The organism is Novosphingobium sp. P6W, assembly GCF_000876675.2.
Lineage (GTDB): Bacteria > Pseudomonadota > Alphaproteobacteria > Sphingomonadales > Sphingomonadaceae > Novosphingobium.
Window position 1 is genome coordinate 1,214,994 of record NZ_CP030353.1, and the last position, 13,857, is coordinate 1,228,850.

At 60.1% G+C, this 13,857-nt stretch carries 18 protein-coding genes and 3 pseudogenes; 10 read left to right on the forward strand and 11 right to left on the reverse strand.

The features are described 5' to 3' along the window. Positions 1 to 187: 187 nt before the first annotated feature. Positions 188 to 328 carry a hypothetical protein gene (locus TQ38_RS30095; protein WP_162792342.1) on the reverse strand — a complete coding sequence of 47 codons (141 nt, stop codon included), beginning with the start codon at positions 326 to 328 and terminating at the stop codon, positions 188 to 190. Between the two features lie 758 nt (positions 329 to 1,086). Between TQ38_RS30095 and TQ38_RS21610 the strand changes: the two genes are divergently transcribed. Beyond that, positions 1,087 to 1,536, forward strand: coding sequence for a hypothetical protein (locus tag TQ38_RS21610; protein ID WP_043980225.1), 450 nt, complete (start codon positions 1,087 to 1,089; stop codon positions 1,534 to 1,536). Here the strand turns inward: TQ38_RS21610 and TQ38_RS21615 are convergent. Further along, complete coding sequence (locus TQ38_RS21615; protein WP_082057976.1) at positions 1,520 to 1,879, reverse strand: integration host factor subunit alpha; 360 nt, start codon at positions 1,877 to 1,879, stop codon at positions 1,520 to 1,522. The genes TQ38_RS21610 and TQ38_RS21615 overlap by 17 nt on opposite strands. A 675-nt stretch (positions 1,880 to 2,554) precedes the next feature. Here TQ38_RS21615 and TQ38_RS31055 point away from each other — a divergent pair. Next, a complete protein-coding gene (locus tag TQ38_RS31055; RefSeq protein WP_043980229.1) occupies positions 2,555 to 2,848 on the forward strand; it encodes an SOS response-associated peptidase family protein in 294 nt (97 codons plus the stop codon). A gap of 1 nt (position 2,849) precedes the next feature. On the opposite strand, the gene TQ38_RS21625 is transcribed toward TQ38_RS31055, so the two are convergent. The 5 genes and pseudogenes from TQ38_RS21625 to TQ38_RS21640 form a co-directional block, all read right to left on the reverse strand. Beyond that, complete coding sequence (locus tag TQ38_RS21625; RefSeq protein WP_043980231.1) at positions 2,850 to 3,116, reverse strand: hypothetical protein; 267 nt, start codon at positions 3,114 to 3,116, stop codon at positions 2,850 to 2,852. 115 nt (positions 3,117 to 3,231) lie between these two features. Continuing rightward, complete coding sequence (locus tag TQ38_RS30100) at positions 3,232 to 3,405, reverse strand: hypothetical protein (protein ID WP_162792343.1); 174 nt, start codon at positions 3,403 to 3,405, stop codon at positions 3,232 to 3,234. Positions 3,406 to 3,447: 42 nt separating this feature from the next. Beyond that, positions 3,448 to 5,014: pseudogene (locus tag TQ38_RS21630) on the reverse strand (IS66 family transposase). A 67-nt stretch (positions 5,015 to 5,081) separates the two neighbouring features. Further along, the gene (gene tnpB, locus TQ38_RS21635; protein WP_043980234.1) at positions 5,082 to 5,435 is read right to left on the reverse strand and encodes an IS66 family insertion sequence element accessory protein TnpB; all 354 of its coding nucleotides are present in this window, start codon (positions 5,433 to 5,435) and stop codon (positions 5,082 to 5,084) included. Next, complete coding sequence (locus TQ38_RS21640) at positions 5,432 to 5,794, reverse strand: transposase (protein ID WP_043980237.1); 363 nt, start codon at positions 5,792 to 5,794, stop codon at positions 5,432 to 5,434. Before TQ38_RS21640 ends, tnpB begins: the two co-directional genes overlap by 4 nt. A 424-nt stretch (positions 5,795 to 6,218) precedes the next feature. Here TQ38_RS21640 and TQ38_RS21645 point away from each other — a divergent pair, with 424 nt between their 5' ends. Next, entirely contained in the window at positions 6,219 to 7,379 is a 1,161-nt protein-coding gene (locus TQ38_RS21645) for an IS30 family transposase (protein ID WP_043980241.1), read from the forward strand. Positions 7,380 to 8,128: 749 nt separating this feature from the next. On the opposite strand, the gene TQ38_RS30105 is transcribed toward TQ38_RS21645, so the two are convergent. After that, complete coding sequence (locus TQ38_RS30105; RefSeq protein ID WP_162792344.1) at positions 8,129 to 8,320, reverse strand: hypothetical protein; 192 nt, start codon at positions 8,318 to 8,320, stop codon at positions 8,129 to 8,131. 345 nt (positions 8,321 to 8,665) lie between these two features. Between TQ38_RS30105 and TQ38_RS30110 the strand changes: the two genes are divergently transcribed. The 6 genes and pseudogenes from TQ38_RS30110 to TQ38_RS31060 all read left to right on the forward strand — a co-directional run. After that, positions 8,666 to 8,944, forward strand: a complete 279-nt coding sequence (locus TQ38_RS30110; RefSeq protein ID WP_162792345.1) for a hypothetical protein — start codon at positions 8,666 to 8,668, stop codon at positions 8,942 to 8,944. A gap of 352 nt (positions 8,945 to 9,296) precedes the next feature. Continuing rightward, on the forward strand, positions 9,297 to 9,431 hold the full coding sequence (locus TQ38_RS31345; protein WP_255417977.1) for a hypothetical protein: 135 nt from the start codon (positions 9,297 to 9,299) through the stop codon (positions 9,429 to 9,431). Between the two features lie 69 nt (positions 9,432 to 9,500). Continuing rightward, a pseudogene (locus tag TQ38_RS21655) lies at positions 9,501 to 9,923 on the forward strand (flavin reductase family protein); the annotation flags it as partial. A gap of 33 nt (positions 9,924 to 9,956) precedes the next feature. Then, positions 9,957 to 10,454, forward strand: coding sequence for a hypothetical protein (locus TQ38_RS30675; RefSeq protein WP_205316125.1), 498 nt, complete (start codon positions 9,957 to 9,959; stop codon positions 10,452 to 10,454). Next, the gene (locus TQ38_RS21665; RefSeq protein WP_043980247.1) at positions 10,444 to 10,623 is read left to right on the forward strand and encodes a hypothetical protein; all 180 of its coding nucleotides are present in this window, start codon (positions 10,444 to 10,446) and stop codon (positions 10,621 to 10,623) included. The genes TQ38_RS30675 and TQ38_RS21665 overlap by 11 nt, the downstream gene beginning before the upstream one ends. A 39-nt stretch (positions 10,624 to 10,662) precedes the next feature. After that, positions 10,663 to 11,196 (forward strand): annotated as a pseudogene (locus TQ38_RS31060) (hypothetical protein); the annotation flags it as partial. 217 nt (positions 11,197 to 11,413) lie between these two features. Here the strand turns inward: TQ38_RS31060 and TQ38_RS21675 are convergent. From TQ38_RS21675 to TQ38_RS21685, 3 genes are all read right to left on the reverse strand, one after another. Then, on the reverse strand, positions 11,414 to 11,662 hold the full coding sequence (locus TQ38_RS21675) for a hypothetical protein (RefSeq protein ID WP_043980249.1): 249 nt from the start codon (positions 11,660 to 11,662) through the stop codon (positions 11,414 to 11,416). Between the two features lie 424 nt (positions 11,663 to 12,086). Further along, the gene (locus TQ38_RS21680; protein ID WP_043980251.1) at positions 12,087 to 12,383 is read right to left on the reverse strand and encodes a putative quinol monooxygenase; all 297 of its coding nucleotides are present in this window, start codon (positions 12,381 to 12,383) and stop codon (positions 12,087 to 12,089) included. 71 nt (positions 12,384 to 12,454) lie between these two features. Then, positions 12,455 to 13,255 carry a type 1 glutamine amidotransferase domain-containing protein gene (locus tag TQ38_RS21685; protein ID WP_043980265.1) on the reverse strand — a complete coding sequence of 267 codons (801 nt, stop codon included), beginning with the start codon at positions 13,253 to 13,255 and terminating at the stop codon, positions 12,455 to 12,457. Positions 13,256 to 13,370: 115 nt separating this feature from the next. On the opposite strand from TQ38_RS21685, the gene TQ38_RS31065 reads away from it, so the two are divergent. Beyond that, positions 13,371 to 13,853 (forward strand): LysR family transcriptional regulator, encoded by a 483-nt coding sequence (locus TQ38_RS31065; RefSeq protein WP_240198038.1) that lies wholly within the window; start codon positions 13,371 to 13,373, stop codon positions 13,851 to 13,853. Positions 13,854 to 13,857: the final 4 nt, after the last annotated feature.

Consider the following 13,857-nt stretch of genomic DNA (forward strand, 5'->3'; position numbering starts at 1 on the left):
TAGGCTAATGACGCGGTGCACGGTGCACGGTGCAGGACGTGCCGGAGGAGATGATAGCTTCCGTGATCGAGAGCCGGGGCATTTTCATCAGGCGTTCAAGTTATGCGCTGCCAAGTTCGATGCGATCCAGGAGCATGATATTGAGGCCTGGGCATGGAGGTAAGGCCACTCGGGCTCAAACCTCTGGTTAAAAGGCCATATAGAGGCCCAATCCTCCGACGCAGAACGCGATAACAAGAATTAGTCCCAGGACGCCGCCGGCAATCCGACGATCCCGCTTCATTGCGCGCTGGAAATCAGCGCGGCGCTCCTCGACATCTGATGTCATCACACACTCCCCACGCGCCCGGGGGCACGACGGAGGTGTTCGGTCGAGTCCATTAGGCGCTCATGATTCGGAATACGATGTTACGCCTTTGAGGCGCGTCTAACGAACGATCTATCGCGGCCACGTGCATTTCCGGACTGCGCCGTCCCTGATGGTCGGCGCGATACGGGCGCATGAGGCATAAGCCCGCCGCTCGTCAGAGAAGTAAGCGGACGCGACCGTCTTCGCAAACTCCGCGCCCGCTACCTCCGGGAACAGTGGATGACTGGCTTCCCAAATACACCACCCCAATCAAGGCGATGCGCTGAGATGGTGGGCTCTGTATACAGCCTAGGATATGGGTAGTCTTACCGGCGTCGAATTACTTAGGTAAATAAAAATAAATGGCCCATACGTAACGGTGCGACCCGAAGGGACTATGATGAGCCCTTTTAAACTTAGCCCGGCCCGCATTCGCGGTGCCGGGCCTTTTCTTATTTGTCGATCGAGATTACTCAAGCCTGAATGTGGAAGAGATCGAACGGCGAAGATTCAGCCTTTCCTCCTAATTCTAGGTGCTTCTCGCTCGTTCCCTGAATTCGCTCATCCGCGGCGAGGAAGCCCGTGCTGCACCCGCATCAAAGCTCGCGCGAGCGGAGACCATGGGCTGACTTGGCGCCACTCAAGCCGAAGTCGATGGTAACGCGTCAGGCTATGACAGCGGCCCGCTACCCTTCATCTCGTGTGCAATCACGCGCGCCGACGGAATCTACCATTCGTTGCTAGGCCTGCCGGGCGCGGTGAGCGCGCAGTGGTGGCGCATCGACGTCGTCGGGCAGACGGGCGCCTTCGAAGCCGGTGGCATAGTTTTCGGTAAGGCTATCGAACCCAGGCGCTTCGACGACAAATATTTTGAACGCGGGCTCGAGCCCCTGGGAAACTTGGAGCTGAACCGATTCAGCGTGCCCAACGTCACGCCCGGCATCAACCTTCGCACGCTGCTGTGCACGGAGTCTTGGCTGGGCAACGCAGAATACGAAGACACGTTCGCGCCACTGGCGGAAAAGATCGGGACGACAGCGCCTATCTACTGTTGCTTCGACCTAGCCTTGACGCCGTGGCGCCAAGCGCGCACCTACATGGCCTTCCCCGGAGTGGCACCATTTGCCCGGGGCAGCGTGAAGCCGAAGACCATGGCGATGGAACTTCAGATCAGGTCGCTGATCTAGCCAATCGAGCCTTGAGATGACCGTTGGCCCGAAACGTCACGACACGGCGGGCCGAAATGGCATGCTCAGACCCGCTTCTCGGATTTCTGCCGACCCGCTTGCTTTTGTCGTGCAAAACGAAGGTTCCGAATGTCGTGATCTTGACGTTCGCACCTTGCTCGAGCCTGCTGGCCATATGATCCAAGATTGCGTCGACTATTTCGCGGGCGTCTACGCCAGAAATGCCGACCTTGCGCCGGATAGTCTCAGCAATTTCCGCCCGAGTCAGTGAACCAGTTCCTTGTACCACACCGATTCTCCTTCCGGACGCAAAAGAGCTGATTGTTCCCAATACTAGTATCATGAATTCAGTCGGTTTTCGACGATTAAGGTGGGGTGCGACGGTCCCCTGCAAGCCGCCGCACCAAGGCCGGCTTCTAGGGTGCCGGCAAGATGCCGTTCCTCCCTGCGACAATAATCGGCCGTCAAAGAAGCTGAGCGAAGGGATCGAGTTCCCGCACCCGGATTTGTCGCTCAGAGAACTCTGGACGCTCTCGTCCCGACGCCTTCTCCGGTAGGGGTCTCTGCGCGAACCGGGATAGGGATAGCGTGTGGCCAGTTCCGCCAGTTCGAGGGCTGCTCAGCAAGAGCGGCGTCGGTCATGACCCGCCGATATCACGAAGGTCATTTTTGCTCACCGAGTGCCCTCACTCATCCCCTATGAAAGGCTCGGCAGCAATTACCATTGTCTCGGATGGGGTGCGGATCGAAGTCAACGCCGCTCGGGGCTTTGGCAAGAAGCGCTCTCACATCGAGATCCGTGTACGGGCCTGTGCAAGGTTGTGGACCTTGCGCAGGCCTATGCCGCTCGGTTCCATCTACGCCCATTCTCCGCTTTGACCTTGAGCCATGCCAGCCTGCGCGTTCGCTGATACGGGACCTCGGGGTCCTTGCGCGTAACGCCCTCACCCCCCATAACCCAGACCCGCTGCACCATGTCGCGCACATCCGATTCGTTGAAGCCCCCTTCGTCTTCAGCATGACGCGCACTTCGCATTCACTGCCCGATCAAAAGGTTTTCGCCATCGCGGGCGTGTTGAGGCCGACCGAAGAATGGGGCGGTGCCGATTCGATGGTGACGGCCAACGGCTGTGATCAGATGGCGAACGTGCACGACCGGATGCCGACGATCCTCGCGCAGGAGGACTGGGCGCGTTGGACGGACGCTACGCCGGACAAGGCCCTCGCGTTACTGCGAAGATGGGATGGACTGCTAGCGGTGGATCAACCGCTGACCCGTGGTTCCAGCAGCGCCAGGCCACGGCGACGATGATCTAGTCGTCCTCGTTCTCGCCCAGCCAGACATCAAGAATGCGCTGAAGCGCTTTGAGAACTGCGGCCGGGGTATTTAGAGGCAATTTTACATAAGACCCTTCGAGGGCGCGCTCGATGTCGTCCACAGTAACCGGGCCGCCTACCATGCCCGTAAGCACTGCAGCGAGGGTCTCGTCATCCGCAATAGGCAAGTCAGCGCCAACGGCAGCAACAGCTTCGCTGGCGTCACGCTCGGTGGCATGGCGGAGATGTTCGATCGAGTCCATGCCCAGCTCCTGATTCGGAACTTGATGCTACGCCTGTCCGCTCGACGTGTCGCTCCCCCTGAGCATGCCGAAGTTGCCGCTCATCCCCCGCCTCCCGTCAGGTGGTGGCCACGGCCTATTGCGTTGGCCGTCCAACCGCGAGGAGAAGGTTTGCCATCGCGCCGTCGGAATAGGCCTGAGCGATTAGTGGCCGCGTTTCCTCGCCAATCGTCCGGCCGTTGGGCACGACGATGTCCGCCAAAAACTCTTCTTCGAACACAGCAATGCCACTTTCGACGGCCTCGTGCATGGCCTTGATTGTAAGCGCTAAATCACCCCCACCAAGGAGGATTCAGGCCGCCTGATCGACCTGGGCTGCGGATGTGGCGCGGCTGTCGACCCAGTTGTAGGGTAAGAGGTCATCGACGGGATCGGCGTCGGTACGCAGCACGATCCGGGCGAGTACATCAGTGAGGTAAGCCTGCGGATTGATGTCGTTCAGTTTGCAGGTTTCAATCAGGGTTGCGAAGCCAGCCCAGTTTTCGGCGCCGAGGTCGTGCCCAGCGAACAACGAGTTTTTTCTCTGCAACGTGATCGGCCTGATTGATCGCTCGACCGTGTTGTTGTCGAGTTCGATACGCCCATCCTCGAGGAAGCGGATGAGCCCTTTCCACTGATTGAGCGTATAGCCGATCGCCTCGGCTGTGCCCGAACCACGCGGCAGCTTGGGCAGCATTTCCTTGAGCCAGGGATGCATCTTCGCAATGATCGGTGCCGCGTCGGCCTGGCGGATGGCGAACCTGTTTTCGGCACTCGTTCCGCGGATCCGCGCCTCGATCTTGTAGAGTTCCGCGATACGACGCAGGGCCTCCTCAGCGACTGGCGCATTGCCGCCCTTTGCATCGTCGAAGAAGCCGCGTCTGACGTGCGCCCAGCAAAATGCCAGTGTTCGGGCCGGCCTTTCGATCGGGGGCCTCAATGTGCTTGTACGAGGCGTAACCATCGCATTGGACGATGCCGTTAAAGTCCCCAAGCAGCTTGTCAGCCCAGACCTTCCCGCGCCCTGGCATGTAGGTGTAAGCAGCCGCTGGCGGATCGGCGCCGCCATGCGGGCGGTCGTCGCGGGCAACCGCCCACAGGTAGCCGGTCTTCGTTTTTCCGGTGCCAGGCGCCAGAACCTTCGCGGTGGTTTCGTCTGCGAACACCCTCGCGCCTGCAAGTATATCCGCCTTCAGCCGGCTCGTTATGCGCCCAAGGTAGCCAGCTGCCCTGCCTGCCCAGTTACACAGCGTTCCTCGATCGATCACGATGCCCTGGCGCCGCATGGCCTGCGCCTGACGATAGAACGGGGTGTGATCGGCGTACTTCTTGACGACGACGTCGGCGATGAGTGCCTCGGTGGGAAGGCCGCCTGGAACCACGTGCCTGGGCGCCGGGGCCTAGAACACACCCTCGCTGCACACGCGGCACGCCATTTTCGGACGAGCTGTCACGATCACCCGATACTGGATGGGAATGACGTCGAGCCGGCTCGAGACGTCGCTGTCGATGCAATGAAGCGCGCCGTTGCAGCAGGGGCATTCCTTTTCCTCGGGCAGAATCACTTCTTCCACCCGAACCAGGTGTCCTGGAAGAGATGCGCGCGCAGCACCCGGCTCCTTCCGGCTTCGTTTCTTCTTTCGATCTCCCGCCGCCGCCGATTGCTCGGCAAGTCCGTCCAACTCGGCGCGGGCGATGTCGAGATCATCGAGCCCCAGCGCCAACTGATCCGGGCTGAGCTTTTCCGAGCGTTTGCCGAAGGTCGTACGGGTGATCTGATCGAGAATATGCTGCATCCGAGCTTCGCGCTCGAGGCCTGCCAGGACCATCGCCTTGAGCGTAGCGATGTCGTCGGGAAGGTCGGCGGCAGTGGCGGACATGCCAGTATTCTGGCCGTTTTTGGAGTGCTCGCAATCGCTTTTCGATCAAGGGAATCAGGCGCGCGACCTACCGCGTCGTGACCGGACTATGGACACGCGGCGTGTGCATTTTGGACCATTGAAGCCCCTCGAACAAGGCAGATGCCTGGGCGGCAGAAAGCCGCATCACGCCATCTCCGGCCCTGGGCCAATGGAAGCGGCCGGTCTGCAGAACCTTGCTTACAAGCACGAGCCCGGTTCCATCCCACACCAGGAGTTTGATCCGGTTCGCTCTCTTCGAACGGAAGATGAAGGCCACGCCAGAGAAAGGCTTGAGCCCCAACTCATGCTCGACCAGCGCGGCAAGGCCGATCGCTCCCTTCCTGAAGTCCACCGGCTTGGTCGCCACCATCACATTAAGCGGCCCTGGCGGGATGATCATCCCACCTGCCTCACCGCGCCCAGCACCCGGGCGATATGATCTGCGCTGGCCCCCGGCGGCACGTGGATCGCAACGGCGGCGGTGCGGATCACAATCTCCTGATCCGCCTTGCCGCTGGACTCACCGTCGCCGCCGCCCGCGACCTCGACCACAGCGGGAACGAAGCCTAGCCTCTCGTTGCCCGCGCGCTTGCCAACCGTGCTCTCGTGCCGCCAGGCGTAAAGCTGCTGAGGAAGCATGTCGTGGGCACGAGCAATCTGCGCAACATTGGCACCGGCCTCGAAACTTGATGCGATGATCCGCGCCTTCGCTTCCGCGGTCCAACGGCGGCGCGCCCGGCCCGCCGGTATCACATCCATTCGCGAGGGACGTTGCCCCTCGGGCCTTTCGAAAGTTGTTTCGAAAGTCGTTACATCATCTGCCACTAAGAAACCCCTCATCTGAGGGACTAACCATAGCCAACTCGTCCGTTACGAAAATGTGGGGAGGATTTGGCGCTTACCCTTGATTACCAGCGCCAAGGCCCGCCACCGCTGCCGGCACGCTGCTCCTACTCTTTGAACGCGGCATCAGAGGTCCGGGCGCCGCGACTATGCGGCGCTTCGCAGTCGCAGCAGGTGCCGGAATGAACTGTGCTGTCCCAGTCTACCTTCTCCCGGTCAGGGCGGTGTCTGTTGAAGCTGCATGGGATCGCCCGCCGCAGCAACGAACGCCGGGTTTCTCTGGTGGGTTCAACGGGTGGCAGCAACACTTTAATCTTTGAAGGAAGATGGAGTGTGAACCATGGTATATCGTCGCAGGATTTATTATTCGTCTGCGCAGCGGGCGGAGATATCGGACCGTTGGCAGCGGGGCGAGTCCATGAGTTCGATCGGTCGCAGGTTCGATCGGGAGTCCTCATCGGTGTTTTCGGTGATCTCGCCGAGCGGAGGTATCCGGCCTCCTGAACGCAAGCGTGGCAGGCAGGCCTTGAGCCTTGCGGAACGCGAAGAGATATCCCGGGGACTGAGCGCGGGTGATCCGCTGCGTGCGATAGCGCGAGGTCTGGGGCGGGCGCCCTCGACCATCAGCCGCGAGATCAAACGCAATGGCGGGCCGGGACGATACCGCGCTACGGCGTCGGATCAGGCGGCCTGGGATCGAGGGCTGCGGCCCAAGATATGCAAGCTGGCTTGTGAACCCGCCTTGTGCCGCGCAGTATCTGCCAAGCTGCGCCGCAAATGGTCTCCGGAACAGATTTCGGGGTGGCTCAGGCGTGCGTTTCCAGGGGAGCTGCACAGGCAGGTGTCACATGAGACGATCTACAGAAGCCTTTATATACAGGCACGTGGCGTTCTGAAGAAGGAGCTGCTGGAGCATCTGCGCGCGCGGCGCACGGTCCGCCGTTCCCGCCATGCCAGCCTCAAGCGCCATGGTCTCGGACAGATCAGGGATATGGTCTCGATCAGCGAAAGGCCTGCCTGCATCGAGGATCGCGCCATTCCCGGGCATTGGGAAGGCGACCTGATCGGCGGCACGAAGAACAGCTATATCGCCACGCTGGTCGAGCGGCAGTCGCGCTACGTCATGTTGGTCAAGGTCGCCAACAAGGACACGCGAAGCGTCGTATCGGGGCTGATCAAGCAGACGCAAAAGCTGCCGCGCGAGCTCTACAGGTCGCTCACCTGGGATCGGGGCAAGGAGCTTGCCGATCACCGGCGCTTGACGCTGGCCAGCGACGTCGAGGTCTATTTCTGCGATCCGCAATCGCCCTGGCAACGCGGTACCAATGAAAACACCAACCGCCTGCTGCGCCAATATTTCCCCAAGGGAACCGATCTGTCGCTATATAGCCAGGCCAAGCTGAGCGCCGTGGCACGGCAGCTCAACGAACGCCCTCGCAAAACGCTCGATTACCAAACCCCCGCCGAGCGCTTTCAGGCATGTGTTGCCGCCACCCGTTGAACCCACCCTGTATGTAGACATTGTTCTTCCGGCGCTGAGTGTTCAGTGTCCTCGGTCGCGGGTGACCTGAGGCGGACCTACAATTTCACTCCGCGCGCATGCTGCAACGCGATAGTTACGTAGTTTCCTCCCTGGAAAAGCGGCGTATGGACGCTGGCAGGCGGCCACGATGGTGGAAGCTCGACTGAACCACGACATCCGGCAGAGGCCGGACAATATCTCTGAGATGCTGTCCGGCAAGTTCAGGAATAGCGAAGACCGGTGTCGCTAGCCACAGTTACAAAAGCATAACACCGAGATCAATCATGAAGGGGCGCCGGGAAAACTCGGCGCCCCTTTCCTTTGTCCGCAGCCTGTCTCGTACGCATTTCGTCCGATACATCTGAATTCCAACAAAATTCATCGCAACTGCGGCCCAGCGCCATGCCGGCCGGATCGAGTGGGCCAATGCGATCAGGGATCGCCAAGGGGAGTGAAAAGCGCGCAATACTGGAACAGATTGTTGCAGCGACAGACTACCACACGAAATCCGCTATTCACGTCCTAAACAATCGCTCAGCGGAGCGGACTACGCTACGCCACAGGCTGCCCGCAGCGCGAAGCCCACAAAGCCGTACAATTTGCCGACGGAAAAGTAACCTCGCTGCCGACTCACTCAGTAACAAAATTATGTCAGGCAACAAGACACTCTTGGCCTGTATGATGTTTCCGCCCGCTGTCACCGTCACGGACGAAATCGAACAAGCGCTTCATGAGCCACCACCGCTTGCAAGCCGGATCAAGGATCGTAACTGCTTTCTGAGGGCGGGCCCTTCCAGGTGGGCGTTTGAAAAGAAATGCCCCTCCCGTGCAAGTTGAGCACGCAAATCACTGACCGAAGCAAAGCCCCCGCTATTTGCGAGTTCGAACGCACGTTGAACAGCGGCGTCGGTCGCCGTCATGGCGCATCTCCTGCAGTACGCCGGCGGGCGCTCCAAAAAAGTAAGCTGAGTAGCGCCTGATGGAGCCCATATCGGCCCCCGAGCTAAGTCGTAAGGATCGTTGCTTATCCTTCTGGTCGCGCTACCCATATACCATAACCTAAACAATTTACCTCATAAAATATTTCATACTCATTTATGGCAATATAATATTATATTGCCAATACGAGGAACTTATATTTATCTGAGGTATTATTTATGAACAAATTCGATAAATCTATTGAAATCATATTGTTCGCAGACTTGTCGGCATCATCACCCGCTTGAGATCGACTGGATTGTCCCTTCGCCTAAAGGAGAAATGCAGTGCCGAAGGAAATTGATTTATCATGCGTTTGCTGCGGCAAGCCCGCAGAATTCAGGGTGGCGCTAATTACACGCAACGACAGAAACGAAAACGAACGATATTCGCTTCCCCACCGCGCCCTCGATAATACTTCTGCCGACGATGAGCGTCTCGGCACCACACCCTTCTGCCAAAATTGCATGCAATCTGTCGGGAATGCGATCCGGGCGACAATAAGAAATTTGCAATATGATCATGGTAGAAATGAGCAGCGTTTTCGCCAAAGCATCTACCGCTGACCGATCCACAGTTGAAAACGGTAGCCCCAGCAACGGCCACATGATGATGGGGCGCGTCCCTTGCTAGCGGCACGGTGACGATCACCCCGAGTGGCACGAAAAGATCCGGACGAACCGTGGCGGTCAACGGTCTTAAAGGCTCAGGTTCATTCATCTCGACTATCGTCGTAAACGTTCAACTTTGCAGATGGGCGGATTACAACCGAGCTTACCGTCCGCATTTGGGTAGCGCAAACTTATAGCTAAACCGCTCTATGGGAACGAGGGCAAGGCTTTCGACGCGGCATGGATGCAGCGCACCTTCGATCGCTAATGGGACTACGCGCGCGACGTGGTGGCATGGACGAACGGCATGCTGCAGCCTCCGCCGCAGCATATGGTGCGACTACTCGGCGGCGCCGGGGCCCAGCCGCGCGTGGCGCCTTGGTTCGCCAACAACTTCGACGATCCCCGCGGGTTCTTCCCGACCATCGTCGACCGGCGCTGACCACCGCCTTCCTCGCGGAAATGGTGTGAGCCATGGACCGTAACGAACTGCGCCGCACCTTCGGCCGTCACCATTGTCACTAGCGAGCGTGACGGCACGGTCCACGGCATGACCGCGAACAGCTTCACCTCGGTGTCGCTGGAGCCCGCGCTGGTGCTCGTCAGCATCGGCAAACACACATGCATGGCCGCGCTGCTGCGTGAGGGTGGGCAATTCGGCCTCAACATTCTCGGCGGGGAGCAGCAGGGGCTGTCCAACCACTTCACCGGACGGCCTGAAGAAGCCGAAATCTCCTTCACCCGCCACGGCGCAGTGCCGCTGATCGAGAGCGCCCTCGCCCATCTCGTCTGTACGTTGCGCGACGTCTTCCCCGCCGGGGACCACGGTTTGTTCGTCACCGAAGTGCTGCACCACGCACAGCGGGCCGGGGCGAAGGAGGAACCGCTGCTCTTCTACGGCGGTCAATACCGGAAGAACGACCGGCCCGCCTGACCAGACACTCATAACAACGACAGGGAAAACTCCATGACCATGAGAACGATGAAGACTGGACTGAAGCTGGTCTTGGCCGCGGGCGCACTGGCCGCACATCCCGCGTTCGCGACCGAAGCAGGCGGCGGCGTCTACCCCAACGGCGCCGAGGGCTATTCGGGTGCCGCCCTGCCCCCGCCAGGCACCTACCTGCTTGGCTACGTCGAGCACTACGATGCCGGCCGCTTCAACGACGGCAATGGAAATTCCGGCCAGTTGCCTGACTTCCACGCCCGCGCCGACGCGGCGATCGCGCGCATCGTCCATGTCACCGACAAACCACGACGGCTGGCAATTACGGCATTTCGGCCTGGTGCCTGCCCGACGGGACCACCGGTCTGCGCGCCGAGGCCTTCCATGTCGATGCCAACGGTGCCACGCCAACGCAGGCGAGCTTCCAAATCGTCCTTCAGCAGCCGTTCCCGGTCAACGTCACCGGCATTCCGGAGCGAGCATCGCGGGCTGCGGGATAACTTGCATCGTGGCGGTTAAACTGGACGCGGACGGCACCCACCGCGTGCCGGAGACGATCCTCGACAAGCTCAGCAGCTATAACGTGCAGATCACGCTGATCCTCAACGGCGTACCCGCCAACCATACGCGCACCGCGACGATCGACGCGCGCGAAGCCTCGCCGGGGCAGTGGAAAACGATCTGCTGATCGGCGGCGGCAACGACGTGCTGCTAGGCGGGCGGGGCCGGTGATGACACTTTGATTGGCGGCGCCGGGCGCGACGTATTGACCGGCGGGACGGGCGCCGACCTGTTCGTGCTCGATCCACCGGACGGCCGGACGTTATCGTTGGCGAACCTGATCACAGACTTCGAAGTTGGGATTGATCACTTGCGACTTCCGGGCGGGATTTCGTTCGACGACCTGACGTTCGCGCACGGGGATCCCGCCAACGGCGCGCCAGTAGGCCAGAGGCTCCTCATCTTCGCCACGACTAGCATCTCGTCGGCCAGTGGCCGCAAACCGCCTGTAAAACATGCCGTTCCGAAAAATTCCTCCCTGATTCCGGTCATTCGCGAACTCAAATGGGGCGCCCGATCCCGGCCCTTCGTTGATCGCCTTAAAGTGAAACAAACCGGCCATCCGCAAAGGCTTCGCCCAACAGCGGCGTCAGGCGCCAGCGGTGTTTCGGGACTCGCCAAGTCATACCGAAATGATACGGGAGCGGGCAATCAGGCCCGGCCTATCGATCCTGCTGTAAGCAGGCATCGATGCCCGTGAGGATGACATGCTTGGCCGGCTGTTCTTGACCGACCAAGGCTCGCGCACCGCGATCGCTTCGTGGCGAGAGAGGCGGAGAGGCGCGGCATTTCATCGGCAAGTACGCTGGGTGGGGGCTATCGCGCGGACCGGGAAGCCGTGGCGTTGCGGCACGCGCGCACGATCCTCGCCCTTTCGGCCACGATCAATGCGAGGGACGCCGCCTGATCGCGCGAGCTTACTGGGCCGCCTTCTCGGCATTGAGCCGCCCGACAAGTTTTTCGATCTCGTCAGGATTGAGAACCCAAGTGCGGGTTTTGCGGCCTTCGCGGAACACGGGCTGCGTCAGCAGGATGCGCGCCTGCTCCTTCGCGAAAGGCTTGAAGAGCGAAAAGTGCATCACGCATTCGAGCATCAATCCGATTACCGGCGTCTTGCCATCCAGATCGATGAGCGTTGCTGGCTGGTCCCAAGGAATGTTCATCATAAAGCGCGCCTATCCCGGGTTATGATGAATGGAAAGGCTGAACGCCTTCGCCTGCGCTACCTCCAAATGCCGCGATCGCCTGACGTCCGTCCGTTCACCGTAGCCTTGTATCGCTCGCAGACTGATAGGGGTAGAGAATGACACAAGATGGTTGCATTACCAAAGCCGGGATGTACCGCGCTTCGTGAGCCGGCGAATCGCGGCCATTTCCTGACCTACGCGGTGTGGCCGATATTTTGCTCAGCCAATCCAAAGCCGCTTCCCGCGTGTCCTGGGATCGAACTCAATGCTGGAAATGTCGGGGCGCCAACCAGAAGTGCGACGTCTTTACTATGAGGTCGATCATCCGCGATCATTCCGCGTAAAAGCGCTGAAGCAGGAGCACAGCGCCAATCCAACGATTCACGTGACGCATCACAAATCCTTAGGTCGCGGAAACGGGATTGAGAACGAAGGCAGTCCGCTCCGCAAGGTCGTTGATCGCGGCGAGGTAGGCCTGGAAATGCGGCGTCGCGCGGTGGGCCGCGACGGCGGCGCCGTCGACGTAAAGCTCGTCAAGGAAGAACCGACCTGGCTCGCTCTGGTCTTGCCACAGATCGTAGCGCAGATTTCCAGGTTCTGCCCGGCTGGAGTCGAGCATACCCTCGAGCAGCGTACGCAGCCCATCGGCGACGCCGGAACGAGCTGTGAGAACGGCGACAATTTTTACGGGAGCAGTCATGGTGTTGATCCTTAATGGAGAGTTATAGAGTGTGTATCCGATCCGAAGGGCGCCGCCCGTCATGCGTGTGCTCATCCCACTGCAGCGGAGCCGCCGAGCTTCTTGATAAGCGCCTTGGCGAGCGCATGATCGGAGGCAGGGTTCTGCCCCGTGATGAGCTCACGATCGACAACAACGTTGGACACGAAGTCATTCGGCGTGACCGAGACACTACCGCCGGAAATCCGCAAAGCCTTTGGCATATCGAAGTAGAGTTCGCCCTTTAGCAAATGCTGCTCGGCGATCTTCTCCTCGCTCGCCGAGAAGACGGTCATCCGATAGCCTGCGTATATCCAGCCTTCGGCCAAGCTGGCTGCCTTGGCGTCGTCCCCTTCGATTAGCGCCGCCCTGAAGGCGGGCGCATCGGCGAGAGCAGCTGCGATGACGACCGGACCGTGGCAGAGCAGCGCGGTCGGCTTACCCGTCGTATGGAAGTGGCGCAGGATGGCACCGGCATCGGGATCTTCCATCAAATCGACCACCGGCGCGTGGCCGCCTGGGACGAAGACGCCAGCATAGCCGTCGAGACCGCCTTCGATGACAGACCGTAGTGTGCGTACGTCGTTCATGGCGGCGTGGTCGTCGAAGAAACGTGACGCCCGATCATATGCGGCCTGATCGCCGTCGAAATGCTCGACCGTGTCGGACACTTCATCGACGTGTGGTTTGGTTCCCTTGGGCGTGGCGAGCACGACCTCGTAGCCGGCGTCGATCAATGCCAGTGCGGGAACCGTCATCTCGTTGAGGTACTGGCCGATCGTGGCGGTGCCACCGCCGCGCAGTTCGATCTGCGTCGCGTTGGATCCAAGGATGAGTATTTGCGCCTTAGTCATCTGAGCCTCCATTGTTTTGCAACATTCGCTGCTGACGAGAGGGAGATGGGGTATCCTGATATATTCCAGAAGTTTATTGTCTTGATGTCAGATATACTCCCAGCAATATGACTCAATGCGCTACGATCTAAATCTGCTGCCGATCTTTGTTGCCTTGATGGAAGAGCGCAGCGTCACGCGCGCGGCTGAGCGTGTAGGTATGACGCAACCAGCGCTCTCCAATGCGCTTTCGCGCTTGCGGCTGATGTTGCAGGACCAACTTTTCATCCGCGAACGCTATGGTATCCAGCCGACTCCGGTCGCGCTCGAGCTCGCGCCGGCGATCGCCGACGCGCTGGCGCAGCTCGACGACGCAGTGCTCGGCCAACAAGGATTCGATCCTGCCCAAGCTGAACGGCTTTTCACCATCGCGCCGAACGGCTACGTAGAGTTCGTGCTGGTGCCGGCGATCGTAGCCCGGCTGCAGCGGATCGCGCCCGGCATCAAGCTGCGGTTGACGCCCTATGGCAACGACCTCGGCGAGACCGGTGCCGTGTCCGGTACGACTGCACTAGTGCTCGGTCGCATCGTCGATCCACCAGACAATCTCGTTGTCTAGCACC

What these genes read in the sequence shown, in the direction of transcription:
- TQ38_RS30675 (WP_205316125.1), top strand. Translation starts at nt 9,957, where the DNA reads ATGACCATGAGAACGATGAAGACTGGACTGAAGCTGGTCTTGGCCGCG.
- tnpB (WP_043980234.1), bottom strand. Translation starts at nt 5,435, where the DNA reads ATGATCATCCCGCCAGGGCCGCTTAATGTGATGGTGGCGACCAAGCCG.
- TQ38_RS30100 (WP_162792343.1), bottom strand. Translation starts at nt 3,405, where the DNA reads ATGCACGAGGCCGTCGAAAGTGGCATTGCTGTGTTCGAAGAAGAGTTT.
- TQ38_RS21680 (WP_043980251.1), bottom strand. Translation starts at nt 12,383, where the DNA reads ATGACTGCTCCCGTAAAAATTGTCGCCGTTCTCACAGCTCGTTCCGGC.
- TQ38_RS30105 (WP_162792344.1), bottom strand. Translation starts at nt 8,320, where the DNA reads ATGACGGCGACCGACGCCGCTGTTCAACGTGCGTTCGAACTCGCAAAT.
- TQ38_RS31065 (WP_240198038.1), top strand. Translation starts at nt 13,371, where the DNA reads ATGCGCTACGATCTAAATCTGCTGCCGATCTTTGTTGCCTTGATGGAA.
- TQ38_RS21625 (WP_043980231.1), bottom strand. Translation starts at nt 3,116, where the DNA reads ATGGACTCGATCGAACATCTCCGCCATGCCACCGAGCGTGACGCCAGC.
- TQ38_RS21640 (WP_043980237.1), bottom strand. Translation starts at nt 5,794, where the DNA reads ATGGATGTGATACCGGCGGGCCGGGCGCGCCGCCGTTGGACCGCGGAA.
- TQ38_RS31055 (WP_043980229.1), top strand. Translation starts at nt 2,555, where the DNA reads ATGACGCGCACTTCGCATTCACTGCCCGATCAAAAGGTTTTCGCCATC.
- TQ38_RS21675 (WP_043980249.1), bottom strand. Translation starts at nt 11,662, where the DNA reads ATGATGAACATTCCTTGGGACCAGCCAGCAACGCTCATCGATCTGGAT.
- TQ38_RS31345 (WP_255417977.1), top strand. Translation starts at nt 9,297, where the DNA reads ATGCTGCAGCCTCCGCCGCAGCATATGGTGCGACTACTCGGCGGCGCC.
- TQ38_RS21685 (WP_043980265.1), bottom strand. Translation starts at nt 13,255, where the DNA reads ATGACTAAGGCGCAAATACTCATCCTTGGATCCAACGCGACGCAGATC.
- TQ38_RS21615 (WP_082057976.1), bottom strand. Translation starts at nt 1,879, where the DNA reads ATGATACTAGTATTGGGAACAATCAGCTCTTTTGCGTCCGGAAGGAGA.
- TQ38_RS21645 (WP_043980241.1), top strand. Translation starts at nt 6,219, where the DNA reads ATGGTATATCGTCGCAGGATTTATTATTCGTCTGCGCAGCGGGCGGAG.
- TQ38_RS30095 (WP_162792342.1), bottom strand. Translation starts at nt 328, where the DNA reads ATGACATCAGATGTCGAGGAGCGCCGCGCTGATTTCCAGCGCGCAATG.